The 24,813-nt window shown below is 45.1% G+C and carries 22 protein-coding genes; 4 read left to right on the top strand and 18 right to left on the bottom strand.

Annotated features, from left to right (window positions below; translation table 11 throughout):
* Positions 1 to 18: 18 nt before the first annotated feature.
* Positions 19 to 375 (bottom strand): hypothetical protein, encoded by a 357-nt coding sequence (locus AKG09_RS00940; RefSeq protein WP_009115991.1) that lies wholly within the window; start codon positions 373 to 375, stop codon positions 19 to 21.
* 486 nt (positions 376 to 861) lie between these two features.
* Here AKG09_RS00940 and grxB point away from each other — a divergent pair, with 486 nt between their 5' ends.
* The gene (gene grxB, locus AKG09_RS00935) at positions 862 to 1,506 is read left to right on the top strand and encodes a glutaredoxin 2 (protein ID WP_054617632.1); all 645 of its coding nucleotides are present in this window, start codon (positions 862 to 864) and stop codon (positions 1,504 to 1,506) included.
* A gap of 175 nt (positions 1,507 to 1,681) precedes the next feature.
* Here the strand turns inward: grxB and AKG09_RS00930 are convergent, their stop codons facing one another.
* From AKG09_RS00930 to AKG09_RS00920, 3 genes are all read right to left on the bottom strand, one after another.
* Positions 1,682 to 2,425 (bottom strand): pseudouridine synthase, encoded by a 744-nt coding sequence (locus AKG09_RS00930; protein ID WP_054617631.1) that lies wholly within the window; start codon positions 2,423 to 2,425, stop codon positions 1,682 to 1,684.
* Between the two features lie 23 nt (positions 2,426 to 2,448).
* A complete protein-coding gene (locus AKG09_RS00925; RefSeq protein WP_054617630.1) occupies positions 2,449 to 3,591 on the bottom strand; it encodes a class I SAM-dependent RNA methyltransferase in 1,143 nt (380 codons plus the stop codon).
* Between the two features lie 140 nt (positions 3,592 to 3,731).
* Positions 3,732 to 5,906, bottom strand: coding sequence for a malate synthase G (locus AKG09_RS00920; protein WP_054617629.1), 2,175 nt, complete (start codon positions 5,904 to 5,906; stop codon positions 3,732 to 3,734).
* 780 nt (positions 5,907 to 6,686) lie between these two features.
* Between AKG09_RS00920 and AKG09_RS00915 the strand changes: the two genes are divergently transcribed.
* A complete protein-coding gene (locus AKG09_RS00915) occupies positions 6,687 to 7,043 on the top strand; it encodes an energy transducer TonB (RefSeq protein WP_054617628.1) in 357 nt (118 codons plus the stop codon).
* 475 nt (positions 7,044 to 7,518) lie between these two features.
* Here AKG09_RS00915 and hisF read toward each other — a convergent pair whose 3' ends face one another.
* The 13 genes from hisF to AKG09_RS00850 all read right to left on the bottom strand — a co-directional run bounded on the left by hisF (position 7,519) and on the right by AKG09_RS00850 (position 21,954).
* A complete protein-coding gene (gene hisF / locus AKG09_RS00910) occupies positions 7,519 to 8,286 on the bottom strand; it encodes an imidazole glycerol phosphate synthase subunit HisF (protein WP_054617627.1) in 768 nt (255 codons plus the stop codon).
* Positions 8,287 to 8,350: 64 nt separating this feature from the next.
* Entirely contained in the window at positions 8,351 to 8,668 is a 318-nt protein-coding gene (locus tag AKG09_RS00905; protein ID WP_054617626.1) for a hypothetical protein, read from the bottom strand.
* 124 nt (positions 8,669 to 8,792) lie between these two features.
* Positions 8,793 to 9,533: a 1-(5-phosphoribosyl)-5-[(5-phosphoribosylamino)methylideneamino]imidazole-4-carboxamide isomerase gene (gene hisA / locus AKG09_RS00900; RefSeq protein WP_054617625.1), complete on the bottom strand. Its 741-nt coding sequence runs from the start codon at positions 9,531 to 9,533 to the stop codon at positions 8,793 to 8,795.
* A 156-nt stretch (positions 9,534 to 9,689) separates the two neighbouring features.
* Positions 9,690 to 10,334: an imidazole glycerol phosphate synthase subunit HisH gene (gene hisH, locus AKG09_RS00895; RefSeq protein ID WP_054617624.1), complete on the bottom strand. Its 645-nt coding sequence runs from the start codon at positions 10,332 to 10,334 to the stop codon at positions 9,690 to 9,692.
* A 113-nt stretch (positions 10,335 to 10,447) separates the two neighbouring features.
* Positions 10,448 to 11,344: an imidazoleglycerol-phosphate dehydratase HisB gene (hisB, locus tag AKG09_RS00890; RefSeq protein ID WP_054617623.1), complete on the bottom strand. Its 897-nt coding sequence runs from the start codon at positions 11,342 to 11,344 to the stop codon at positions 10,448 to 10,450.
* 18 nt (positions 11,345 to 11,362) lie between these two features.
* Positions 11,363 to 12,457, bottom strand: coding sequence for a histidinol-phosphate transaminase (gene hisC, locus AKG09_RS00885; protein WP_082391714.1), 1,095 nt, complete (start codon positions 12,455 to 12,457; stop codon positions 11,363 to 11,365).
* Positions 12,458 to 12,773: 316 nt separating this feature from the next.
* Complete coding sequence (locus AKG09_RS00880; RefSeq protein WP_054617621.1) at positions 12,774 to 13,964, bottom strand: LD-carboxypeptidase; 1,191 nt, start codon at positions 13,962 to 13,964, stop codon at positions 12,774 to 12,776.
* Between the two features lie 21 nt (positions 13,965 to 13,985).
* The gene (locus tag AKG09_RS00875) at positions 13,986 to 14,384 is read right to left on the bottom strand and encodes an HIT family protein (protein ID WP_054617620.1); all 399 of its coding nucleotides are present in this window, start codon (positions 14,382 to 14,384) and stop codon (positions 13,986 to 13,988) included.
* Positions 14,385 to 14,509: 125 nt separating this feature from the next.
* On the bottom strand, positions 14,510 to 16,789 hold the full coding sequence (locus tag AKG09_RS00870) for an NADP-dependent malic enzyme (RefSeq protein WP_054617619.1): 2,280 nt from the start codon (positions 16,787 to 16,789) through the stop codon (positions 14,510 to 14,512).
* A 242-nt stretch (positions 16,790 to 17,031) separates the two neighbouring features.
* Positions 17,032 to 17,577 (bottom strand): FixH family protein, encoded by a 546-nt coding sequence (locus tag AKG09_RS00865; RefSeq protein ID WP_082391713.1) that lies wholly within the window; start codon positions 17,575 to 17,577, stop codon positions 17,032 to 17,034.
* Between the two features lie 2 nt (positions 17,578 to 17,579).
* Positions 17,580 to 19,052: a cytochrome c oxidase accessory protein CcoG gene (gene ccoG / locus AKG09_RS00860; RefSeq protein WP_054617618.1), complete on the bottom strand. Its 1,473-nt coding sequence runs from the start codon at positions 19,050 to 19,052 to the stop codon at positions 17,580 to 17,582.
* Positions 19,053 to 19,318: 266 nt separating this feature from the next.
* Positions 19,319 to 19,984, bottom strand: a complete 666-nt coding sequence (locus AKG09_RS00855; RefSeq protein WP_054617617.1) for an isochorismatase family protein — start codon at positions 19,982 to 19,984, stop codon at positions 19,319 to 19,321.
* A gap of 371 nt (positions 19,985 to 20,355) precedes the next feature.
* A complete protein-coding gene (locus AKG09_RS00850; protein ID WP_054617616.1) occupies positions 20,356 to 21,954 on the bottom strand; it encodes a peptide chain release factor 3 in 1,599 nt (532 codons plus the stop codon).
* 346 nt (positions 21,955 to 22,300) lie between these two features.
* On the opposite strand from AKG09_RS00850, the gene AKG09_RS00845 reads away from it, so the two are divergent.
* Together AKG09_RS00845 and AKG09_RS00840 are read left to right on the top strand one after the other, a co-directional pair.
* Positions 22,301 to 22,924, top strand: coding sequence for a hypothetical protein (locus tag AKG09_RS00845; RefSeq protein ID WP_054617615.1), 624 nt, complete (start codon positions 22,301 to 22,303; stop codon positions 22,922 to 22,924).
* 29 nt (positions 22,925 to 22,953) lie between these two features.
* Positions 22,954 to 23,703: a hypothetical protein gene (locus AKG09_RS00840; RefSeq protein WP_156320762.1), complete on the top strand. Its 750-nt coding sequence runs from the start codon at positions 22,954 to 22,956 to the stop codon at positions 23,701 to 23,703.
* 55 nt (positions 23,704 to 23,758) lie between these two features.
* On the opposite strand, the gene AKG09_RS00835 is transcribed toward AKG09_RS00840, so the two are convergent.
* Entirely contained in the window at positions 23,759 to 24,562 is an 804-nt protein-coding gene (locus AKG09_RS00835) for a carbon-nitrogen hydrolase family protein (protein WP_054617613.1), read from the bottom strand.
* Positions 24,563 to 24,813: the final 251 nt, after the last annotated feature.

Here is a 24,813-nt window from a genome sequence, read left to right as displayed (position 1 = left end):
TACCAAGTCTCTTTAAAATCAACCCAAATTGCGCTCTACCTCAACCAAAGAGCGACGGGCCAAAGCCAAATTTGATTTAGATTTATCCAATACAGAGTAAAGGAACAAACCATCGTGGTTTTTCAGCGGACGAAGCAGATGGTATTGTTTACCCAATGTAATCAGAATATCTTCGATAACATCATTCATGCCCAGCATTTTCATGGTTTTCATTTCTGAAGAAACTACTTCAGTGTGGCCGGCAGCCGCAATTTCCAAGTCTACGGAAGGTGATCCGCCACCGGCTAAAAGCATTCCGCTCGCATAATCAACCACAGCAGCAGCAATAGAACCATCAACGTTCAACATTTCTGATACGGCTTTATCGTAATTCATAGTACTCTCCACTAAATATTCTAAAAAACACATTTAATAATGCTGCAAGCCTGAAACAAGCTTATTTACAAATCAACTGCATCATAAACATCGGCGCTTTAGATGCAACATTGCCAAGGGGGTTGAAAAAATCTATACGCATTAAGCTTGTAGCTCTGATAATATGTTGTAAGTATAGGGCGGCTCACGGAAGTTGTAAAATTTTCGCCGCTCAAAATTTAAGCAATTTTCACACAATAACAATTAATTTGCATAATCCCGCTTATCTAAGAAAAATGCCGTTTATTTATAATTTTGAAATTCACTGAAAAAACAAATGCTAAGAATACATAAAAATAATACAACGCTGCAATTGTAAAAAAATGTTTTCTTTATTTATTTTGAGTTTAATTTTAATACATTTAATTACAATTTAAAATATTTTAAAAATAATTTTTAACTAAGTTATATTTTTATTAAAACCCATTCCCTCCACGGAGAAGCATGATGAAGCTGTATATTTATGACCATTGCCCTTTTTGCGTTCGTGCCCGTATGTCGTTTGGCCTTTTTAATATTGATGTTGAGCAAATTATCCTGGCTAACGATGATGAAGACACGCCCATCAGTATGATTGGTGCAAAACAAGTGCCTATTTTGCAAAAGCCCGATGGTTCATACATGGGAGAAAGCCTGGATATTGTCCGCTGGGTTAGAGAATATGCCGATGGCAAACTAGACGAAGCCATCCGCCCCGAAATACAGGCATGGTTCGATAAAGTAAGCAGCTATCAAAACAAACTGGTTTGGCCGCGCAATATCAAATTGGGGCTACCTGATTATCCCACCCAATCGGCAATCGACTATTTTGTGAAGAAAAAAGAAGAAACTATCGGCAAATTCGAAGAACATCTAACGAATACCCCTCAATATCTGGCCGAATTGCACACTGATTTAGCAGAGCTGGAAAAGCTGGTTGTATCAACCGGGGCTCTAGCCGGCGAATTAAGTATGGAAGACATTCTCATCTTCCCTATTCTGCGCAATCTGACGATGGTTCGCGGTTTGGAGCTGCCGGAAAAATTGCTGACTTATGTAAACAAAATGTCGAAGGCAGCGAAGGTACCTTTGTATTTTAACCGCGCTTTATAAACAAGCGATACAGCACTTTTACTACGGCGTTGCTGCGCCTTTGACGTACCACTCGTGCTGTCCACAGCTTGCTGCCTTGTTTCAAAAATAATCTTATTTGCTATAGCACAATGCCTGTCTGAAAGCAAACGGCTATTAAGTTGTTTGCTTTCAGACAGGCATTTGCCGCTTACTCTTAAAACTTTTCTTTTTTATCCAAATACCGCCATTTTCCCGGCGGCAGTGCACCCAGTTTGACTTTGCCCATACGGATGCGTTTCAAACCCACTACACGCAGGCCGACTAATTCGCACATGCGTCGGATTTGGCGCTTCTTGCCTTGTTTCAAAATAAAACGCAATTGGTCTTGGTTTTGCCATGTAACCTGAGCTGGGCGCAATTTTTCCCCATCAAGGCTCAGGCCGTGGTTTAACAAGCGCAATCCTTCTTCTGATAAGGTTCCTTTTACCCGAACCAGATATTCTTTTTCTATGCCGCTCTGTTCGCCAATCAGTTGTTTGGCAATCCGCCCGTCTTGCGTCAACACCAGCAACCCTACCGAATCAATATCCAATCGGCCTGCAGGCGCCAGCCCGCGGGAATGGTTTTTTTTGAACACAATCCCGCTGGAATCGCCTTCCCACCTGTTCTCTTCCGTAATCAATGAAGCGGCAGACGCATAACCTTTTTCAGCGTGGGCGCTCACGTAGCCCACCGGCTTGTTCAACAAAATCGTTACGCGCCCCGCTTGGCTTTCATGCGCTTTTTTATCCAAGTCGATGCGGTCCGATAAGCCCACTTTCTGCCCGAGCACCGCAGTTTGACCGTTTACTTTTACCCAACCCTGTTCTATATAGCCATCCGCTTCACGGCGCGAACATAGCCCCAGTTCCGCCATGCGCTTAGATAAACGCATCATTTCTTGATGATTATGATTCATAAATTATCCGTTTCAGACAGGCATCAGCGGTTGCTGCCTTTAACCATATCCAGAAGGAACAAGCGGCAGTCAAGATTGCCGTTATAAAGCGGAATCTTGCGCTTGGGCTGCAAACGCATCAGCTTGGGCATATCGCGGTCGCCGGTAAACATGCCGACAAGCCAGCCGGCATAATGCAGCTTCAACCATGCACCGAGCTGCGGATAAAGCGCATGTAAGGCTTCCACTTCGGCCAAGCGCACACCGTAAGGCGGGTTTGAAAGCATAATGCCGGCAACACCGTTGGGCCGCACATCCTGCGCATCGTTCACTGAAAACTGTATGAAAGCATCCGCTTCAGCCGCACGCGCATTGGCTTCCGCGGTGCGGATCATTTGGCGGTCATTATCGCTGCCGCCGATAGGCGCCGGTGCCTGCGCTATTTCCGCATCACGCGCCGCCTGTTTGGTTTGAACCCACAAAGCACGGTCGAAATTTTTAAACTTTTCAAAACCAAAGCGGCGCATCAAACCGGGCGCACGGTGTATCGCAATCCACGCTGCCTCCACTACAATCGTTCCACTGCCGCAAAACGGGTCTTGAAAAGGCTGAGTACCGTCGTAACCGGCCAACATCAGCAATCCGGCAGCCAGATTTTCCCGCAGCGGCGCATCGCCCGCATCTTGCCTGTATCCGCGTTTAAAGAGCGCTTCCCCGCTGGTATCGATAAAAATCTGAATATTGTTTTCGTCAATAAATGCATGAACACGCACATCAGGGCGGTGTTTATCCACGCTGGGTCTGCTGCCTGTTTGCCCGCGGAAGCTGTCGCATAAAGCATCTTTGATTTTCAGCCCTGTAAAATCCAGGCTTTTTACCCGGGCTCTTTTACCTTCCACTTTGACCTTAAATGTATCATGCACATCAAACCAATTATCCCATTTAATGTTACGTGCCAAAATGTAAATATCCTGCTCGCTGCGGAAGCTGCCTTTGGTCAGCCGCAGCAGCACGCGGCTGGCGGTGCGCGAATGCAGGTTCACACGGTAAACTTGCTCCAAACCGCCTTTACATGCCACACCCCCATCCGTTGCCCGAATATCGGTGCAACCTTGTGTTTCCAGCTCGGTTTGCAATACAGGTTCCAAGCCCCGCGGGCAGGTAATGAATAGGGAATAAGTGGCCATATCTTCTCAATCTAAAGTAAATACGGGGCACACGCCCCGTTTGCCGTGGAATTATAACTGAAATGCCTGTCTGAAAGCAGGCTTTAACCAAGTTAAAACGTTTTCAGACAGGCATTGTTCACGCTTGCAGCTTAAAAAGCTCAGCTGCCTTTGGCAACCCGGCGCCAGTGATGCAGCAGCGGCTCGGTATAGCCGTTAGGCTGCTCCGTACCTTTAAACACCAAATCGCAAGCCGCCAAGAAAGCGGGCGAGCTGTCGAAGCGGCCAACCATCGGCGTGTAAGCCGCATCGCCTTCGTTTTGTTTATCCACCACGGCTGCCATGCGCTCCAAAGTTTCGCGCACTTGTTCTTTGCTTACCACGCCGTGCAGCAACCAGTTGGCAATATGCTGGCTGGAAATACGCAAGGTCGCACGGTCTTCCATCAGGCCTACGTTATGGATATCGGGCACTTTCGAGCAACCTACGCCCTGCTCCACCCAACGGACCACATAGCCTAAGATACCCTGGCAGTTGTTATCCAGCTCTTGCTGTTTCTCTTCAGCCGACCAGCCGGTATTTTCAGCCACCGGAATCGTGAGGATTTCAGACAGGACTTTTTTATCGTCTTGCGCTTGGAAAGCCCGCTGCACATCAAACACGTTTACTTGATGATAGTGCAATGCATGCAGCGTAGCGGCTGTCGGCGAAGGAACCCAGGCGGTCGTTGCACCGGATTTCGGATGGCCGATTTTCTGCTCCAACATTTCCGCCATCAAATCAGGCATCGCCCACATACCTTTACCGATTTGCGCCTTGCCCGGCAGACCGCAAGCCAAACCTTGCTGAACATTGTTATGCTCATAAGCCCTAATCCAATCGGTAGACTTCATATCACCTTTGCGCACCATCGCGCCGGCATGCATGGAGGTATGCATTTCATCACCGGTGCGGTCGAGGAAGCCCGTGTTGATGAATACCAAGCGCTCTTTCGCCGCTTCGATACAAGCCGCCAAATTGGCAGAAGTACGGCGCTCTTCATCCATCACGCCCATTTTCAGAGTATTGCGCGGCAAACCGGCCAAATCTTCAAATGCACCAAACAATTCGTTGGCAAAAGCCACTTCTTCCGGCCCGTGCATTTTCGGTTTAACAATATATACCGAACCTGAACGGCTGTTGGTGTTTTCACTGCGGTTCAAATCGAAAGGCGCAATCATTGCCGTCATCACACCGTCAAGAATGCCTTCGGGAATCTCGTTACCGTCTTTATCCAATACTGCCGGCGTCGTCATCAAATGGCCCACATTACGGATAAACAGCATAGACCGACCGGGAAGCTTGAAAGAAGAACCGTCAGGCGCAGTATATTCGCGGTCAGGGTTGAGCTTACGGGTAAAAGTTTTGCCGTTTTTCTCAACCTCTTCCACCAAAGTGCCATTCATCAAACCCAGCCAGTTGCGATAAACCAAAGTCTTGTCTTCACCGTCAACCGCTGCAACCGAGTCTTCACAGTCCATAATAGTAGATAAAGCCGCTTCCATCACAATATCTTTGATACCGGCAGGATCTTGGCTGCCGATAGGGCTGTCTTTATCAATCAGAATATCGATGTGCAGGCCGTTATGCAGGAATAATAAAGAAGAAGGCGCCTGCGGGTTGCCGTTATAACCTTTAAACAATTCAGGCTGCTTCAAGCCGCTTTCGCTGCCATCTTTCAATTTCGCTTTCAGTTGCCCACCGTCAACGCTATAAGCCAACACATCTTTATGGCTGCCCTTCGCCAAAGGTAGACTTTCATCCAATACCGTGCGCGCAAATGCAATTACTGCATCACCACGCTTCGGATTGTAACCTTTGCCAGGAGCCAAATCACCGGTTTGGTCAATTGCATTAGTACCGTAAAGCGCGTCATACAGGCTGCCCCAGCGGGCATTGGCAGCATTCAGCGCATAGCGGGCATTATTAATCGGCACCACCAATTGCGGGCCGGCCTGCTCGGCAATTTCACGGTCAACATTTTGAGTAGCAATTTTAAAAGAAGCCGGTGTATCAACCAAATAGCCGATTTCACGCAAAAATGCCTGATAAGCCGCTTCGTCACGAACCGGGCCCGGATTGGTTTTATGCCATTCGTCCAGCTTCAACTGTATTTCATCCCGTTTAGCCAAAAGCTCCCGGTTTTTCGGCGCATATTTGTGCACCAAATCAGCAAGCCCTTGCCAAAATGTTTCCGGCGTATGTTTATTTTGCTTGGGAAGGATTTCCTCAACGATGAAACGGTAGAGATGATTGTCAACTTTCAAGTCGGCAGCTTGAGTGTATTGATAGGTCATTATTGTTCTCCTGAATTGTTTTTCTCATAGTGCACGCAGATCAACATGCATACCTTAAAGAAAATAGCACTGATTAAGCTAAGAATAAATAGGCTGCCTAAAAATATTTAATTACATACCCACAAAATGGATCTAGTTAAATTACAAGCAAATGCTATCCAGTCATCATTCATAAATTCAAAAAGATAAAAATTGGAATTATATTTCAAAAATAATCAAAATGAATATTACGAAATAATTTTTTATGCAAATATCACATAAAATCAACTATTATCGCCATAAAAAATAGCAATTGCCTAAAAAACTGGCAATTTACATAAAACCAAACCACCAAATTGTCTACAATTATCACAAATACAACACAAATAAAATTTAAACAATCGGTATATAAAGGTGATATTTGGTATATTTTTAAATGATAAAAGCATAAAATTATGCATATATAAACAATATCAGAACTAAGTTCATTATAAATAACTAACTGTTTTAATTAAATTAAAATAAAATAAAAAGCCAAATATCCAGCCATCATTAAACACTAAACGATAATTTTTGCTCCATCACAAAACCAGAATAACCGTTTATTCATTTTTTAATGCAATAAACAAATTTGTTTTGACATTTTAATTTTATTGCAAAGAAAAAAAATGTTTGGCACAATGAGTCCATCGAAAAGCAAAACAGACCCAAAACCGACAGAGGTCGAAAATGCTTTCTATATATAAATTTAGCATTTTATGCTAATCATTATACTCAACACATTACGCAAGGAGTTTTACCATGTCTATCCGCACTATCTTCTCTTCTATCGCTATTTCAGCTGCTCTGTTGTCTGCTCAAGCTGCTTCAGCACAAAGCCTGCAATTCTTCCAAAAAAACCAAGAAGTGAGCGCAGCCCAAGCAAAAATTGACGGCAAATTGGCTGTACGCCTTACTATTAATACAGATGGCTCCGTAAAAGATGTTCGCGTTACCCGTACCAGCGGCAACACAACTGTCGACAATCAAGCTATTGCATGGATGGCCAACCAAACACTTCGCCCTGCTTTCGTAAACGGCCAAGCGCAAGAATTCAGCGTTGTTAAAGAAATCAAATTTAGCAAAGGTGGCGAAATCCAATTGGGCATGAAAAAATAAGCAACCTGCTTATTTAACTACCTAACGGTAGCAAAGAAATAAGAGGCATCAATCTGTAGTTTCAGATATTTAACATACAAGATGCCTTCTAACTATTTCTTTAACAACAGATAGTTAATTCCTTTCTAAGCTATTAATCGATATTCCTCCTAAACCCGAGGAGCCCGAGAAACAAGCTTGCTATATTTGCTTTAATTCTTTATTTGTACACTCTCTCCAAATTTTAAGCGTACTCAAAATGAGTACGCTTTTTTTATATAGCCATGAAACTAGCCTCTCATACAAAACAGCACAGGTATAGCAAAATAAATTTGTTTACTATACCTGTGCTGTCTACAGCTTGCTGCCTTGCATCCAAAATAAAGTTCAAAAGTTCATTTGCTGTAATACAGAGAGAGACAGTGATACTGCAATAAAAATCAAGTTGATTGACCGTAGTGAGTCAACTTAAAAATAGGCTCAACGGATATTGAGTTTAAAGCCGTACCTCTATTCCTGCAGCCTGCATCGCCAGCTTAGCTTCACGAATACTTACTTCGCCAAAGTGAAAAATACTAGCCGCTAACACAGCATCAGCCTTACCTTCTTTCACACCATCTATTAAGTGCTGTACATTACCTACACCACCCGATGCAATCACAGGAATATCCACTGCTTCACTAATCGCTCGTGTGAGCGGCAGGTTAAAACCTATCTTAGTGCCATCTCTATCCATGCTAGTCAAAAGAATCTCACCGGCACCACGCGCCTGCATGTTTTTTGCCCACTCTACAGCATCGATACCCGTGGCTTTGCGCCCACCGTGGGTAAATACTTCCCAACGTGTGTTTTCGGGATTGACGGCTTTGGCATCAATCGCTACCACAATTGCCTGTGAGCCAAAAAAACCGCTGGCTTCATTAATCAAATCAGGATTAGTAACGGCAGCAGTATTAATGCTGGCCTTATCTGCGCCGGCATTTAACAATCGGCGCACATCCGCTACAGAACGTACACCGCCTCCAACTGTTAGCGGAATAAACACTTGCGAGGCGACTTCTTCAATCACATGCAAAATAGTGTCGCGATTATCGGAAGATGCCGTAATGTCGAGAAATGTCAATTCATCCGCACCTTCGTCATTGTAACGTTTGGCTACGTCAACCGGATTGCCCGCATCACGTAATCCGATAAAGTTGACACCTTTCACAACGCGACCGTTTTCTACATCCAGACATGGAATAATACGTTTTGCCAATGCCATAACGATTCCCTTACTACTCTCAAAATAACGACAGGCTGCTTTATTTGCCAAGCAGCCTGTTTAATTATGCAATGATTTTTTCGGCAATTTCGAGCGAATGCTGCGATAACCAATAATAAGATGCCGAGCCGATTAGCGCAAATAGCAAAGTGGTAATGAAAGTGGTCGAATAACGGTTTACCGCCCACATTACCAAAGATACAAACGCCCATTCAATGCCCATTGTAATAAAAAATAATTGGTTGATTTCAGGCGGAGAAAATACCATGATGCTGCGAATCAAAACAGTAAGCCCGACAAATGCCAAGCCTTCCATCAGTGCTGAGATGTCGCGCTCAGACGACCATATCAGCCAAAAACCTAAAACAAATACTTCCAACATTTTTTCTATTCCCTGCGAATATGTATGCAATCTCGTTTAATATATTTAATTTCAACCCGTTATCCGGCTGCGAGATTGCTGATCAATAAAACTAAATTAATTCAGATAAATGTAAAATGCTTGCTTACTTTGATAATTCATCAGCCAATTTTTGGGCTTCGGCAAAATCAATACTGCCCTCATAAATTGCCCGGCCTGTGATGGCACCTTCAATGCCGCTTTCCTGAACTGCACACAATGCTTTAATGTCTTCTAAATTCGTTAAACCACCGGAAGCAATCACAGGAATATCAACAGCTTCGGCAAGTTTAACGGTTGCCTCTACATTAACTCCGCTCATCATCCCGTCGCGACCGATATCTGTATAAATAATGCTGTTTACACCATCATCTTCAAATCGTTTGCTTAAATCAATCACATGGTGGTCGGTTACCGTGGCCCAGCCATCAATGGCAACCATGCCGTCTTTTGCATCCAAACCAACAATAATGTGCCCGGCAAACTCTTTGCATGCCTCACGCACAAAATCGGGATTTTTTACTGCTGCTGTACCGATTATGACGTAGCTCAAACCTAAGCCCAGATATTTTTCGACGGTACCTAAATCTCGAATGCCGCCGCCAAGTTGAACCGGCACATCACGCGAAGTTACCGCCAAAATCTCCCTGATAGCCTCAAAATTCTTCGGTTCTCCGGCAAATGCGCCGTCCAAGTCCACCAAATGCAAACGGCGCGCGCCCTGTTCTACCCAATGCCGCCCCATCTCGGCAGGTTTGTCCGAAAATACGGTTGCTTCATCCATCAAGCCTTGTTTCAAGCGCACGCATTGGCCGTTTTTCAAATCAATGGCAGGAATCAGTAACATGGCAAAATCCGTTATTCAAATAAAATATTTATCGCAATCAAAATATGATTAGCTGACCTAACTCAAACGAAACGCGGTAAACATTATCGTTTCAGACAGGCATTTCATTATTAAGAAATGCCTGTCTGAAATATAATTTAGTGATTTTAACACAATTTATCCGTTCCAGTGTAAAAAATTACGCAACAACAGTAATCCGGCGTCATGGCTTTTTTCAGTGTGAAACTGGGTGGCAAACACATTGTCGCGTCCGACAATACACGCAAATGGTTCAGGATATTCACTGGTACATAATATTATGCTCTCTTCCTGGGGTGCGAAGTAATAACTGTGTACAAAATAAAAACGCGTTTCATCGGGAATATCTTTAAACAAAGGGTGGGAGCGCACTTGGTGCACGCTGTTCCACCCCATATGCGGCACTTTCAGTTTATTACCTTCTACATCCGTGTTATCGGCCGGAAAACGCTTCACTTCGCCTTTAAACCAACCTAAACCGGCTGTAGGCCCTTCTTCGCTGTGATCAAACAAGAGCTGCGCGCCCACGCAAATACCGAAAAAAGGTTTATTTTTCAAACCATCAGCCACGGCTTCGCCCAAACCACTTTGTTCCAAAGCAGCCATACAATCGGGCATGGCGCCCTGGCCCGGGAAAATAATCTTATCAGCAGCAAACACATCTTCCGGTTTGTCAGTCAGTACAATTTGCGCGCCGGTGTTGGCCAACTTGTCTGCCGCTTGAACAGATTTTAAAACCGAATGCAGATTACCCATGCCGTAATCAACTATTGCTATTTTCATTGAACACAAACCTTACATATATTATTTTGAAGACTTTAAAATGCTTTCAGACAGGCATATGCCTGTCTGAAAGTGCGACGTGAAAGCGACTAACTATCCCAGCCATTACGGCCTTATGCAGTTAAAGTACCCTTGGTTGACGGCATTTGGCCAGCCATTCTCGGGTCATGTTCTACCGCCATACGCAATGCACGACCAAACGCTTTAAATACGGTTTCAGCTTGATGGTGGGCATTGTAACCGCTCAGATTATCAATGTGCAGTGTCATCATACTGTGATTCACTAAACCGTGGAAAAACTCGCTGAATAAATCAACGTCGAATTTACCGATCCATGCTCGAGTGAAATTAAGGTTATACACTAAACCCGGACGGCCGGAAAGATCAATCACCACGCGGCTCAATGCCTCATCTAACGGCACATAGGCATGGCCATAACGTCGAATGCCTGCTTTGTCACCCAAAGCCTGCTTTAGAGCCTGGCCGAGCGTAATACCGATATCTTCCACTGTATGGTGGTCGTCGATATGCAGATCACCTTTGCAGGTAATGTCTAAGTCAATCAAGCTGTGGCGGGCAATTTGGTCAAGCATGTGCTCCAAAAACGGCACACCTGTATCGAAACGGCTTCGACCGGTGCCATCCAGATTAAGTGAAATGGTAATCTGGGTTTCATTGGTATTGCGCGTTACCGTTACGACACGGCCTGAGGCATTGCTCATATCAATGGCGCTAACACTACTGCCCGATACCGCACCCGAACTACTCGCTGCACCCTCTTGGGGAATGTCCATCCAACCACGCGGCTTACCCATACCGGATTCCAGCTTAGCGGACAGTGTATTGGTGATGCCGCGGCTGCCCTCCTCCTGTTTATTCAAACGCACCCTAAGCTGGTAGAGCGAAGCGGGATTCTCATAGCCGCAACGTCGTGCCAGCTCGGAAATGGAACCTGCTTCTTCAATTAAGCGGTTGAAATTTTCATTACGGATTTCTTTTTTGGTTTTCATAAAAAGTTCGCTTACTTATTAATTTGGTTTCAAGATTGATGTTGTAATATTTTTTAAAATATTTAAAACGGCATCATTCTGTTCAGGTGTGCCTACGGTAATGCGCAGACATTGTGCCAACAACGGATGCGTTCCATGTAGTTTTTTTATAAGAATGTTATTCTGCCATAAAGTTTCAAATACTTTTTCGGCATCATTCACTTTTACCGTAATAAAATTAGCTTCACTAGGAAAAACTTCAATCCCTAATGCTAAGAGTGCTTCACTTAAACGGCTTCGTTCCTGCTTCAAAATATCAATATGCTGTGTAATCCAGTTTTGATTTTGCAAAGCAAATTTAGCAGCCGCAAGACTTAGTTGGTTCATATTATAAGGCGGCACAATCTTTGCCAGCTCCTGCATTACCGTCGGATGGCCGGCAGCATAGCCGATCCGTAAGCCGGCAAAGCCGATTTTACTCAGTGTTCGCATAACCACTAGATGTTCACAACTGCCGGCTTGCGGCAAGAAACTATCTCGGCTGAACGCCCCATAAGCTTCATCTACCACCACGATTCCCGGTGCCGCATCAATAATCATCTGCACTTCATCCCGCGCAAAACAAACCCCCGTGGGATTATTAGGATAAGCCACAAATATCAAAGCAGGTTGGTGTTTTTCAATCGCGGCTAACACTGCCGGTAGATTCATGGTGAAATCTTGATTCAGCGGAACCCCGACATATTCCAAGCCAAACAGGCGGGCATTGTGTCGATACATAACAAAGCTCGGCTCCAAAGCCAAAACCTTAGCGCCAGGCTTGGCAACCAGCATGGTAAGTAATTGGATTAACTCATCGGAACCGTTACCCAGAGCAATATCCGCAGCATCATATATGCCAAAAGTCTGACGCAATGCCTCTTGAAGCCCGCTGGTAGCCGGATTGGGATAAAGATTCTCCGGCGCTTCTGCCAGAAGTTTTCCTAATTGTGTTTTCAGTTCGTCCGGATAACGGTAGGGCATCTCCATTGCATCAAGCTTGATGCAGTTTGAAGGCACGTCTGCCACGGCATAGGCAGTCATTGCTTGAATATCGGAACGTATGATTTGGCGCAGCATAACTTGTGTATCCATCAATATATTTACCAGTTGTTATTGACTTGGCTATAGTGGCATTAACGAAACTTCATAACATATAAAATCAATATTTAGATTTAGCAATAAAGTTAAAAAGCAACTATAACATAAATTATTAAATTGTGTTTATAGCGAAATTAATATATAAGAAGATACGCCTTCACAAACAGTGCTGCAAGCACCGCATAAAATATTTAAAACCGATCAACAAAAAATGCCTGTCTGAAACGTTTTTTATGCTTCAGACAGGCATTCTGCTCAATTCTACAAAACAGGTTAACTATGATTTACGGGCGGCAATATCGGTGCCACATTATTCCAAATCACCTTTTTCTTCGATAATCTGATTGTATCCACTCAACGGGTCTTCAAGCGATACCGGAGGCGGAATCAGCGTATCCAAAGCCAAAGTGGTTTTGTCTAAAACCGGGTAACCACTGAACGTCACAGAATAGCCGCCGTCCGAACTCGGTTTCACTTTCGCATGTCCGCCCAATGGGAAAGTAGATTTATTGGTAATATGGCCAAACGGGAAACCAGTTAACACGGGGACTTTAGCTACTCGGCTAATAATGTTGATTACATTAGTGAAATCATAGCTGCTGTCATAAATATCACGGATGGTACCCATGCGGAAATCGCCCAAAATAATGGCTTGCTGCTTTTGCAATATGCCTGCCAAAAGCAAGGTTTGCAGCATACGCTCAATACGGTAGGGCTGCTCGCCCACATCTTCCAAAAACAGAATACCGCCTTGGATATCAGGCATATAAGGCGACCCCACTAAAGATGCCAATACGCTTAGGTTCCCCCCCCAAAGCGTGCCTTCCACACTCACACCTTTTCGCTGAATAGATGACACGGTAATGGTATTTTGCGCATTGGTGGTACCGTTAATAAACGAATCCATTGTGTAAGGGCTGGGCATGGTTTTGCCAAATTCGCTATACACCATAGGCCCGGCAAAGCTCATCATATTGCCTTTAGCCAAAAGCGCAAGTTGGATAGCGCACACGTCGCTAAAACCCAAAAACAGTGTTTGACGCTCCCGCATTCTTGCGCCAAGCGAAGCAAAATCGATATGAGGCAGTAATCGTGCCGCACCATAACCGCCACGCAGCCCCATTAACACTTTCGGCGCGGGCACACGGCCGGAGGCAACATCCTGAAAGTCAGCAATCCGCTGAGCATCTGCACCGGCAAAACGCTGATAACGGCGATAAGCAGCTTCTTGGTTAGTTACAGTGAACCCGGCATTGTAAAGACGGGTCAAACCGATTTCGATACGGTTTCTATCTTCCGCAAAACCAGAAGGTGCAACAACTCTTAACACATTTTTTCCTGAACGTTTAATGGTCGGCTTCGGCTGAACAGGCACAGCTTTTCCGGTAGATTTTACAGTCGGCTTTTTCTGTGCCCCGCCCGTACAGGCTTGCAACACACCGGCACCGGCCACTGCCGCTCCTACGCGCAACAAATTACGGCGTGAAGTTTGCCAATCCATATTGTTTCCTTTTCGTTTAGTTTAATTGATTAATGCTTTGATCTGTTGCGGCCAATCTTTTGGCAACACAACGGCTGACGTGCGTTTGGGTGCTGCCCAGATAGGTGCGGGAAAATGTGCGTCGTTGGTAAAACGGGCAATCACATGCCAATGCAAATGCGGAACCACGTTGCCCAAACTGGCCAAATTGATTTTGGCAGGCCTAAACACCTCGCGCATCGCGCTTTCCACGCGATACACCATATCCATTAATTCATTACGCTCTGCTGCCGACAGATCGGTCATCTCTGCAATATGCTGCTGCCAGATAATGCGGCAGAAAGCCGGCGCATCGGCTTCATTATGCACAGCAATCACACGTAATTTATCGGTTTGCAACAAAACATCTTCGTCTTGCGCATTGCATATCGGACATTCCACGGCCGGCTCCTGAAATAAAACGCTGCTATTTTAAAGGATAAGCGCGCCTGCCGAAAGTCTGCAATAACAAAACGACAATGCCTGTCTGAATATTTTTTCAGACAGGCATTCATGCTCAATCAAGCTTATTGACGCTGTGCATCTACGGCGGTTAATGCAATCATATTGACAATGCGGCGCACGGTAGATATCGGCGTAACAATATGCACGGGTTTGTTCATACCCATCAAAATCGGGCCGACTGTAATGCCGTTGGTTGCATTCACGCGCAACAGGTTATAGCTGATATTAGCAGCTTCAACGTTAGGCATTACCAGCAGATTGGCGGAACCCGTCAGCGTGGTTTCCGGATAAATGGATTTACGCATTTCTTCATCCATTGCCACATCTGCCTGCATTTCGCCATCGATTTCCAATTCAGGATCCAGCTCGCGTATCATTTCAAGCGCGCCTTGCATTTTCACGGCATCTTTATCATGGCGCGAACCATAGTTCGAATTAGACACCAGCGCCACTTTCGGCTTGATACCGAAACGCTTCATTTCTTTGGCACACATCAAAGTACCCTTGGCCAATTGTTCGGCATCCGGATCTTCATTGATGTAAGTGTCTGCAATAAAGAAGTTGCCTTTATTTGAAATCAGCGCATTCATGGCAAATGCATGTTTTTCAGGATTATTGTAACCAATCACTTCCTCAAAAATAGCAAAATGATCGTAAAAACGCCCCATGGTGCCGCATAACATACCATCAGCATAGCCTAGTCGCACCATCAATGCGCCGATCAAAGTGCTGTTAGCGCGAACACGGCGGCGTGCCATTTCTTCGGTAACACCCTTGCGCTGACGCAAGCGGTAATATTCTTTCCAGCTTGCTTCAAAGTGCGGATTATCATCAATATCAATCAATTCAAAATCACGACCCGGTTGGATAGTTAAGCCTTGAGACTGCAAACGCTCTTCAATGATTTTCCGCTGCCCTACCAAAATCGGGAACGCCAGTTTCTGTGAAACCACTTGCTGTGCAGCATGTAAAATACGCTCATCCTCACCTTCAGTCAGCACAATACGCTTAATCTGTTTACGCGCTTGATTAAATATCGGGCGCATAAATAAGCTGGTTTTATAAACAAACTGGTTCAGTTTCTCAACGTAGCCATCCATATCGGTAATCGGGCGGGTTGCCACACCGGAATCCATCGCTGCTTGAGCCACTGCCGGTGCAATTTTAGCAATTAGGCGCGGGTCAAACGGCTTGGGAATCAGATATTCCGGACCGAAAGTCAGATCCGCATCTTCATACGCACCGGCCACTTCCGCGCTCGATTCAGCCATCGCTAAATCGGCGATCGCACGTACACATGCTAGCTTCATCTCTTCATTGATGGTGGTCGCGCCCACATCCAATGCACCACGGAAAATGAACGGAAAACACAAAACATTGTTTACTTGGTTCGGGAAATCCGAACGGCCTGTGCCAATCACCACATCAGGACGGGCAGCTTTAGCCTCAGGCGGCCAGATTTCAGGTTGCGGATTTGCCAAAGCCAGTACGATAGGCTTGTCATTCATAGTCTTAAGCATGTCAACACTTAAGAGATTAGGCCCGGAAAGACCTAAGAAAATATCTTTACCTGAAACCGCATCAGGCAACACGCGTTGCCCATTGTCTGCGATGGCATAACGGATTTTGGATTCATCCATGCGTTCACGGTCTTCGCGGGTTTGGTAAATAACACCTTTTGAATCGCAAACTGTGATGTTTTCAGTTTTCATACCCAGCGCAACCAGCAAATCCAAGCAGGCAATCGCAGCGGCACCGGCACCGGAACACACCAAGCTCACATCGGCAATATCTTTGCCCACCACGCGCAAGCCGTTAATTACCGCTGCCGCAGTGATGATGGCCGTGCCGTGCTGATCATCGTGGAATACGGGGATATTGCAGCGCTCGCGCAATTTTTTCTCGATATAAAAACACTCGGGTGCTTTAATGTCTTCCAAATTGATGCCGCCAAACGTCGGCTCTAAAGAAGCGATAATTTCAACCAATTTATCAGGGTCTGTTTCGTTTACCTCAATATCAAAAACGTCAATACCGCCAAACTTCTTAAACAATACGCCCTTACCTTCCATCACGGGTTTGCCGGCCAGTGCGCCGATATTACCCAAGCCCAAAACGGCCGTACCATTGGAAATAACCGCAACCAAATTGCCTCGTGCCGTGTATTTATATGAGGCGAGCGGATCATTATAAATTTCCATACAAGGCGCAGCCACACCCGGCGAATAAGCCAAAGAAAGATCATACTGGGTAGCCAAAGGCTTGGTCGGCGTTACTTGAATTTTGCCCGGAAACGGGTATTCGTGGAAATGAAGTGCTGCTTCTTTGATTAAATCGTCCATGGTACTTTCAATCCTAATATTGTATTTTTCCAACGGAATGTAATTTGATGTTACCGTAATGTTAACACGGGAGGCTGCTTAAAGGTAAGGCTTTTGCTGCGTGCGCCAAATTTGGCTTTAATGGCTTTTTTACATAATCTTCATCTTATTCAAAAATGCCTGTCTGAAAAGTTTTTCAGACAGGCATCTCTGTTAACAACTTGAATAGCATAGCGAAACTTTATGGTGGCACGCTAACATTTTCAACCGCCTGCCTCCGGCAGCTTTTCCATAGGTGAAAGCGTTAAAGCATTGCCTTGATTTACCTGCCATTTATTTTCCACACGCCATTTACCTCCAACATCCTCAACGCGCACATACCAATGCTTAGCTGGCGGAAGCGGCTTAAATACAGCATTATATTCGTGCTTATCACCGGATAATCCTCCGGAGCCAGCCTGAAGCTTAACCGTTTGATCGTCTGCTTGCCGTGCCGGATGCATAAACAGAATATTAATCGGTTCTTTCGGATTAAAATCACCACTGATAAATACTTTAGCCGCATCATTCGAAGGGCTGATCAACACTTGAGCCTGAATATTGCGCTTCTGCGCTTCCTGATCACGTTCGATTTGCAGATTAATATATTTACCGTCTTTGTAATAATCATCAATCACCAAATCCGAATTATTGGTTTTGGCGATAAAGAAAGTGGCAATCGCAGCCACCACTACAATGGCGGGGCCTGCCATCAGAATCCAAGGCCATGGTTCTTTATACCAAACCTTGGATTGCTTCGGTTCATTCACGTTTACTCTCCGACAAATGAGGATTTTTCTACCAATTCAGCGGCTGCTTCAGGTGTTTCTGCCGCTTTTCTATATTTGAAAGTGAATTCAATCGGGTGCGTACCTTTATCGGCATATTCCGGGTAAGTGGCAACCTGCACCGGCACAGTCAGCGTTTCACTTGGCGGCACGCGCAAACCTGCTTCCGGCAAACCGGTCAAAACGATATCGTCAAAGCCTTTTACCGTTGCCGTAATTATCTGCTCTTCTTCGCTGTAATTCACAACCCTCAGATTATACGCATTTTCCAAACGGCCCTGTTTGTTTTCACGAACCATCACACCCCGGTCTTTAATGATGTCGACTTTTAGGCTGTCACGTGTAGACAGACCGAATAGCAATGCCGACACTGCCGCCAATAAAAACAAACCATACCCCACCACTCGAGGTCTGAGCAGGCGCTTTTTAATTTGCGCTTCAGGATATTGGTGCTTGAGTGCGGCTTCTGTGGTATATCGGATTAGGCCGCGCGGATAATTCATTTTATCCATAATCTCGTCGCACGCATCAATACACGCCGCGCACCCGATACATTCATACTGCAAGCCATCCCGAATATCAATGCCAACCGGGCAAACCTGCACACACATGGTGCAATTGATGCAATCGCCCAAACCGCTTTCTTCTTTGCTCAAATTTTTCTTACGCGCGCCACGCGGTTCACCACGCTCTTCATCATAAGAAATAATCAAAGTATCCGGGTCGAACATGGCGCTCTGGAAACGCGCATACGGGCACATATATTTACATACCTGCTCGCGCATCATGTGCGCCATAAGCCAAGTCATGAAGCCGTAAAATGCAGCCGCAATCATCGGCGCAGCGTTAGCCGTACCGTTAAAAATATTAGGCACAAATTCGCGTATCGGTGTAAACCAACCTGCAAACGAAATACCTGTCCATGCACATACAGCGAAAATCAGCAGGTATTTGGTGGCTTTAATACGGATTTTTGTGAAATTCCAAGGCGATTTTTCCAGCTTCAAACGTTTATTGCGGTCACCCTCAACCAAATGGTCTATCCATAACATGACTTCGGTATAAACCGTTTGCGGGCAAGCATAGCCGCACCATAACCGCCCGGCAATAGTTGTCCACCAAAACAGACCGAATGCCGAAACAATCAAAAGACCTGAAAGATAAATTAAATCGCCGGTTCCCAAAGACAAACCGAAAATATAAAAATGTCTGTCGGGAATATCAAATAATACGGCTTGCCGGCCATTGAAGTTAAGCCAGGGCAAAACATAAAACACAAACTGCGTTGCAAAAATCGCAACCACGCGCCAATTAGCGAAACGGCCTTTCGCTAATTTAGGATGGATGCGCTTACTGCCCTGATAGAGATTGATCACTTGCTCTTTGGGCTCTTTTCCGGCTTGTTTGGATGAAGTTGGCTTCGGCTTGTCCGGCTGCTGGTTAGTTTGCTCAGACATAGTGTGTTCCTTAAAATATTAAATTTATAATAAAATGATTATAATCTAATGTTTATTATTAATTTTTTAATTTAAATCAGCAACAAAAGAAATTTTTTATTAATAAATTTCGATAATGCGGCCGCTGACTTGGTTATTATAGAACTATATCTATAACGAAGAAAGCTGGCGGCACACTTTTCCAAAAACATCATCATAATAAATATGCCTGTCTGAATCATTTAAACTTTTCAGACAGGCATCTTCAAATCACTATAGATAAGCAATCAGATTTTGGCAAATTTCAACGCATGATTGATTTTAGCGAACTCCTCCGATTTTGATCCCTCAGGCATCAGCTTACTGAGCAATTCCATAGAGTTGGTGATGGTGCGTACGCCCATCCTACGCATTTCATTGATGGCACACAATGTATCTTCCGCATCAAACCCGCGACAAGCGGCCAAATTTACAACAATGTCCCAGTTGCCAAAAAAGCGCAGCTGCTTCACGGTTTCTTTTAAGCTGCGGTCTGTTGCTGTGCCGCCGATAATCAGCGTGGAAGCCTCTTGATCCAGCAACCATTCAATCAAACCGGTGCTTTTCAACTCTTCTTTATCATGAAAACAAAGGCTTTGATGGGCATCATTCGCGCAATTAACCGAGAAAATCTTATGATAGCGGCTTTCAGACGGCATGCCCTGTAACAGCTCACTGCCTTCCATCGCATTGATCACATCTACGAAACCTGCACTGGCAAAAGGTGATTTACGCTGTTCTTCAACATGACTCAAAGGAAAATCAGGTTGGCTTCTAATTAATATACGTTGCCCCGCGAACAAGGCATTTTTATTCAATTCGGCAACCATTTCCCCCATATGAGCAACAGCAGCTCTTCTCGGGTGTCCAAGAAAGCTGCGCTGCGGTTGGAAGTCGATAGAAATGGTTTGCATAATTATAAAGTAGCCTGAAAATATTTACCCGTGCTTAAACATAACGGAATCAAAGATAAATGGCATTCTAATCAGACAATCGGTATTTTCCAATCTTTTTTTTCACATTTTCTTTGTAATAAATCAAACAACGTGCCTTATTATATATACCCGAAACCATATCGCCATGATTTATAACAAAATTATCTATTTAACATTTAAATTAACGCTTATCCAAAATAACATCCGATTATTTAATCCTTTCAACTTTTTCACAACACTCTTAATTGCTTTAACTTATCATAACTTGACAAACACCTTTCAAAAGCTTTTTTAATAAGCAAAATGCCTGTCTGAATGGACTTCAGACAGGCATTCGATATTATTCGCTTTTACTCGTTTAAATTAACTGCGTGTTCGCGGGTTTCATGGAACACAATATCCGGCCAACGCTCCTGTGTTAAATTCAAATTCACACGATTAGGTGCGAGGTAGGTTAAATTACCGCCGGCATCAATCGATAAATTAACAGCATTTGCTTTTTCAAACTCCGCCAGCTTTTTCTTGTCTTCACAAGAAACCCAGCGCGCCGACCAAATACCGACATTATCAAACACCGCTTCCACACCATATTCGGCAGCCAGGCGCGAAGTGACCACTTCAAACTGCAACACGCCAACCGCGCCCAGAATCAAATCACCGCCGGAATGCGGTTTAAACACCTGCACCGCACCCTCTTCGCCAAGCTGCTGCAAGCCTTTTTGCAGTTGTTTGATTTTCAGCGGGTTTTTAATACGCACACTGCGAAACAGCTCCGGCGCGAAAAAAGGAATGCCGGTAAACGTCAGCTGCTCGCCTTCGGAAAAGCTATCTCCGATTTGAATATTGCCGTGATTAGGAATCCCGATAATATCGCCCGCATAGGCTTCTTCTACCAATTCTCGGTCATGCGACATAAATGTCACCACACTGGAAGCGGCAATATCCCGGTTGATACGCAGATGTTTCATTTTCATACCGCGCTCAAATTTGCCGGAACACACGCGTAAAAAAGCAATGCGGTCGCGATGCTTCGGATCCATATTAGCCTGAATTTTAAACACAAAACCGGAAAAGTTTTCTTCGGCAGGCTCAACAACGCGCACAGTTGCATCGCGGCCTTTCGGTGCGGGCGCCCAATCGATCAGCGAATTCAAAATTTCCTGAATGCCGAAATTATTGATGGCTGACCCGAAAAATACCGGTGTCAGCTCACCGGCTAAAAATTCTTCCAAATCAAATTCATTCGAGGCAGCCTGAACCAATTCGATTTCGGCGCGCAGGTTATCCATTTCCAAAGGAAACAGCTCATCCAAGCGCGGATTATCAATCCCTTGAATCACTTCAAATTCATGCGGCAATTTTTCGCCGCCTGCATCAAACAAATATACTTCGTCATTCAGAATATGGTAAACACCTTTGAAGTTTTTACCCATGCCGATCGGCCAAGTTACGGGCGCACACCGGATTTTTAAAATGCTTTCCACCTCATCCAGCAGCTCAAGCGAATCGCGCACTTCACGGTCGTATTTATTCATGAAAGTTACAATCGGCGTGTTGCGCAGGCGGCAAACATTCAAAAGCTTAATGGTTTGCGCTTCCACACCTTTTGCCGCGTCAATCACCATCAAAGCGCTGTCGACGGCAGTCAGTACACGATAAGTGTCTTCAGAAAAATCTTGGTGGCCCGGAGTGTCGAGCAGGTTCACTATATGATCTTTATATTCAAACTGCATCACGGACGATGCTACAGAAATACCGCGCTGCTTCTCGATTTCCATCCAATCCGAAGTAGCAAATTTACCGGTTTTCTTGCCCTTCACCGTACCGGCGCTTTGAATTGCACCCGAAAACAGCAACAGCTTCTCGGTCAGCGTGGTTTTACCCGCATCAGGGTGGGAAATAATGGCAAAGGTGCGTCGGCGGCGCACTTCTGAAGGAATATTCGACATTTTTCTATTCTCAAACAATATATAGCGAAGAAACCTAATCATGATACACAGTGCACGGCTACAAACGCTATGATAGCGCCGGGCAACGCTGCAGAATGATTAGGTTTCACAGCTGGGCGGGCAGCAAATTAGATCAGCGCCCAAGTAAAAAAGATGCGCGATTGTACTAAAAAATGCGTTTTTATTCAATGTGAAACCCAAACCAATGCCTGTCTGAAAATGTTCAGACAGGCATTGGTGTATCCGCGGCGACATAAAACCACACACTTTATCCGTTCTCCGTGCACGCCAAGTATTTCCAGATAAAATCCGGAAAGGAAACTATATTTACATCTACTCACACATTATGAAACGTATCCACATTCTTATTATCCTCACAATTATTTCCCTTATCGCCTGCGTTTTCTACCTGCTGCCAGCCTATCTCAAACACCGCGATATCCAATCCGCACAAGCCGACTTGCAGCTTATATCTTCAGAAAATACACAACATCCTGCCGGCCATTTGAGTAACGGTTATCACGAATTATGGATGCTGCCCTACCGAACCCATTCCGAAGCCGAACGCACCGGCCTGATGGAAAAGTATCAAGATGCTTTGCACAATACCGACGTTGAAATACCACAAGAACTACAGGCTTTGGCATTACCCCTGCCCCAAAATGAAGAAATGCGATGCGATCACGATGCAGCCAAATGCCTGTCTGAAATCAGGGCTAAGCTTCCTGAATACCGGCAAGCTGTTTATCAATACCGCGACATCATTCGTAATATTGATGCTCTTGCAGATTATGAAACATTCTATTTCAACCATCCGCTAAGTGATGATTTATCCCCATTCAAAACACGCTTGCCCCAGCTAAACTTACTTTCCTACGCCCCACAGCCGCTGCCGTCGATTGGGCAAACAAGCAACACGAACAAGCCCTGCAACGAGCCTGCCGCCAAATTAAATCAGGCAAAACCTTAATCAAAGAGCAACAAGAACTCATCTATACCATGATGGGCGATGTTTTAGTCTCCAGTAATGCCCGCCTGATCGCCCAAATGCTCTCAGAAAAGCCCGAATGGGCCACGCGCCTGCCCGAAACATGTATGCAAGCTTTGATGCCGTTCACAAAAAATGAACACGGCATTTGCGCCTCCATAAAAAAAGAATCCCGCTCACCCCTCAACCTCAACCGGCAAATGGGAACAAGTTCTTCTCTCCGCATGCGTGTCGAGCTTATTGCCAATCCGGAACATTCATGGTCTCTATTGCTTGAAGATAACGAACCCTTTTGGCCATTGGCTCTTCAGGCCATGACGCTACCCGTATTTGACACCGAGCACAATGAGGCCATCCTTGCCATGTCTTATGCGCCCTACTGCCGCGCATCTGCTTTACAGGCCTTGAAACAAGATGCCGGCCCATTCTTACCACTTGAAACAATTGATCATCATAGCTGGGCGTGCAAAAGCAATGTACTCGGTTGTCGTTTCTTTGCTTCAACCGTTATCGATTTTTCCAGCCACCAAAACCGCCTGCAAGACACTCAAATGTTATTGCACGCTTTTCAGGCAAGCCTGGATTTGTACCGATTACCCGAGCATCAAAGAAAGGCCGCGCTAATCTCCATCCTGGCACGACACAGCAGCCCATCTCGGCAGCTACAATGGAACAAAGAAAAAAACCACATTACATTCCCCCTTTATTACGCCCGCCATCAAGCACCTATGAATATACCGATCACATTATCCCACCCATAAATCAAATGCCTGTCTGAAACATTTCATTTCAGACAGGCATTTGATTAATAACACCTTAAAGCATCTTGTGCGATAAAGCCGGCAAGCGTGCTCGGACACTCTTCAATCGTGCCACATCCAACTCTGCCGTAACAATGCCCTCACCTTCGCCCAAAACATTTAACACCTCGCCCCATGGGTCAACAATCATCGTATGGCCAAACGTTTTCCTGCCATTCTCATGCAAACCGCCTTGGGCAGCCGCCACAACATAACACTGGTTTTCCACGGCGCGTGCGCGCAGCAACAATTCCCAATGCGCCAAACCGGTTGTATAAGTAAAAGCGGCAGGCAGCATCAATACATCAAAAGGTAATTGTGCCCGGAAAAACTCAGGAAAACGAACGTCATAACACACCCCCTGAGCCACACCCCAGCCGTCAACCCGCAAACTCGGCACCGACTGCCCGGCTAAAATCGTATCGGCTTCGGCATAACGCTCGCCCAATCCGGAATAACCGAACAAATGCATTTTGTCATAACAACTCAAACGTTCACCATCGGCATCAAACACTAACATAGTATTCAAAACTTTATCCAACTCACGGCTCTTCAAAGGCACCGTACCACCAAATAAAACCACGCCACACTCATGCGCCAACTCACTCAAAGCCTGCTGAAACGGCCCGCAACCCAAAGGCTCCGCCACCGCTAACTTATCAGCATCCTGCTTACCCATCAGCGGCCAATACTCCGGCAATAACACCCAATCCGCCTGCAACTTAGCGGCATTGCGCACTAAATTCTTCATAGTTTCAAGGTTTTCATCCGGATGTGTCGAAGAAACCATTTGAATGGCTGCCACTTTAATATTATTCATATTTGATCCTTATTCGATACCGAAGTAGCTTGATAATAACTGAAGCCATTAGATATCAGCAATGTTTTATCGTTGAGTCATCATCGTAGCCACACACAAAGCCTGTCTGAAAAACAGGTCTACAAGACTTTCAAGCTGACTCACCAGCTTCATTAACAATGTCCTACACACTGTACAGTCAAATTCCTAGCGGGCTATAGCATAACGTAATGCCTGTCTGAAAACTTCTTTTTCAGACAGGCATTACTATA

It is taken from the genome of Neisseria sp. 83E34 (genome assembly GCF_001308015.1).
GTDB lineage: Bacteria > Pseudomonadota > Gammaproteobacteria > Burkholderiales > Neisseriaceae > Neisseria.
Note: the sequence above shows the minus strand (reverse complement) of the source record. Positions and strands in the feature narration are given on the sequence as shown.

What these genes read in the sequence shown, in the direction of transcription:
- AKG09_RS00940 (WP_009115991.1), bottom strand. Translation starts at nt 375, where the DNA reads ATGAATTACGATAAAGCCGTATCAGAAATGTTGAACGTTGATGGTTCT.
- grxB (WP_054617632.1), top strand. Translation starts at nt 862, where the DNA reads ATGAAGCTGTATATTTATGACCATTGCCCTTTTTGCGTTCGTGCCCGT.
- AKG09_RS00930 (WP_054617631.1), bottom strand. Translation starts at nt 2,425, where the DNA reads ATGAATCATAATCATCAAGAAATGATGCGTTTATCTAAGCGCATGGCG.
- AKG09_RS00925 (WP_054617630.1), bottom strand. Translation starts at nt 3,591, where the DNA reads ATGGCCACTTATTCCCTATTCATTACCTGCCCGCGGGGCTTGGAACCT.
- AKG09_RS00920 (WP_054617629.1), bottom strand. Translation starts at nt 5,906, where the DNA reads ATGACCTATCAATACACTCAAGCTGCCGACTTGAAAGTTGACAATCAT.
- AKG09_RS00915 (WP_054617628.1), top strand. Translation starts at nt 6,687, where the DNA reads ATGTCTATCCGCACTATCTTCTCTTCTATCGCTATTTCAGCTGCTCTG.
- hisF (WP_054617627.1), bottom strand. Translation starts at nt 8,286, where the DNA reads ATGGCATTGGCAAAACGTATTATTCCATGTCTGGATGTAGAAAACGGT.
- AKG09_RS00905 (WP_054617626.1), bottom strand. Translation starts at nt 8,668, where the DNA reads ATGTTGGAAGTATTTGTTTTAGGTTTTTGGCTGATATGGTCGTCTGAG.
- hisA (WP_054617625.1), bottom strand. Translation starts at nt 9,533, where the DNA reads ATGTTACTGATTCCTGCCATTGATTTGAAAAACGGCCAATGCGTGCGC.
- hisH (WP_054617624.1), bottom strand. Translation starts at nt 10,334, where the DNA reads ATGAAAATAGCAATAGTTGATTACGGCATGGGTAATCTGCATTCGGTT.
- hisB (WP_054617623.1), bottom strand. Translation starts at nt 11,344, where the DNA reads ATGAAAACCAAAAAAGAAATCCGTAATGAAAATTTCAACCGCTTAATT.
- hisC (WP_082391714.1), bottom strand. Translation starts at nt 12,457, where the DNA reads ATGGATACACAAGTTATGCTGCGCCAAATCATACGTTCCGATATTCAA.
- AKG09_RS00880 (WP_054617621.1), bottom strand. Translation starts at nt 13,964, where the DNA reads ATGGATTGGCAAACTTCACGCCGTAATTTGTTGCGCGTAGGAGCGGCA.
- AKG09_RS00870 (WP_054617619.1), bottom strand. Translation starts at nt 16,789, where the DNA reads ATGGACGATTTAATCAAAGAAGCAGCACTTCATTTCCACGAATACCCG.
- ccoG (WP_054617618.1), bottom strand. Translation starts at nt 19,052, where the DNA reads ATGTCTGAGCAAACTAACCAGCAGCCGGACAAGCCGAAGCCAACTTCA.
- AKG09_RS00855 (WP_054617617.1), bottom strand. Translation starts at nt 19,984, where the DNA reads ATGCAAACCATTTCTATCGACTTCCAACCGCAGCGCAGCTTTCTTGGA.
- AKG09_RS00850 (WP_054617616.1), bottom strand. Translation starts at nt 21,954, where the DNA reads ATGTCGAATATTCCTTCAGAAGTGCGCCGCCGACGCACCTTTGCCATT.
- AKG09_RS00845 (WP_054617615.1), top strand. Translation starts at nt 22,301, where the DNA reads ATGAAACGTATCCACATTCTTATTATCCTCACAATTATTTCCCTTATC.
- AKG09_RS00840 (WP_156320762.1), top strand. Translation starts at nt 22,954, where the DNA reads ATGATGGGCGATGTTTTAGTCTCCAGTAATGCCCGCCTGATCGCCCAA.
- AKG09_RS00835 (WP_054617613.1), bottom strand. Translation starts at nt 24,562, where the DNA reads ATGAATAATATTAAAGTGGCAGCCATTCAAATGGTTTCTTCGACACAT.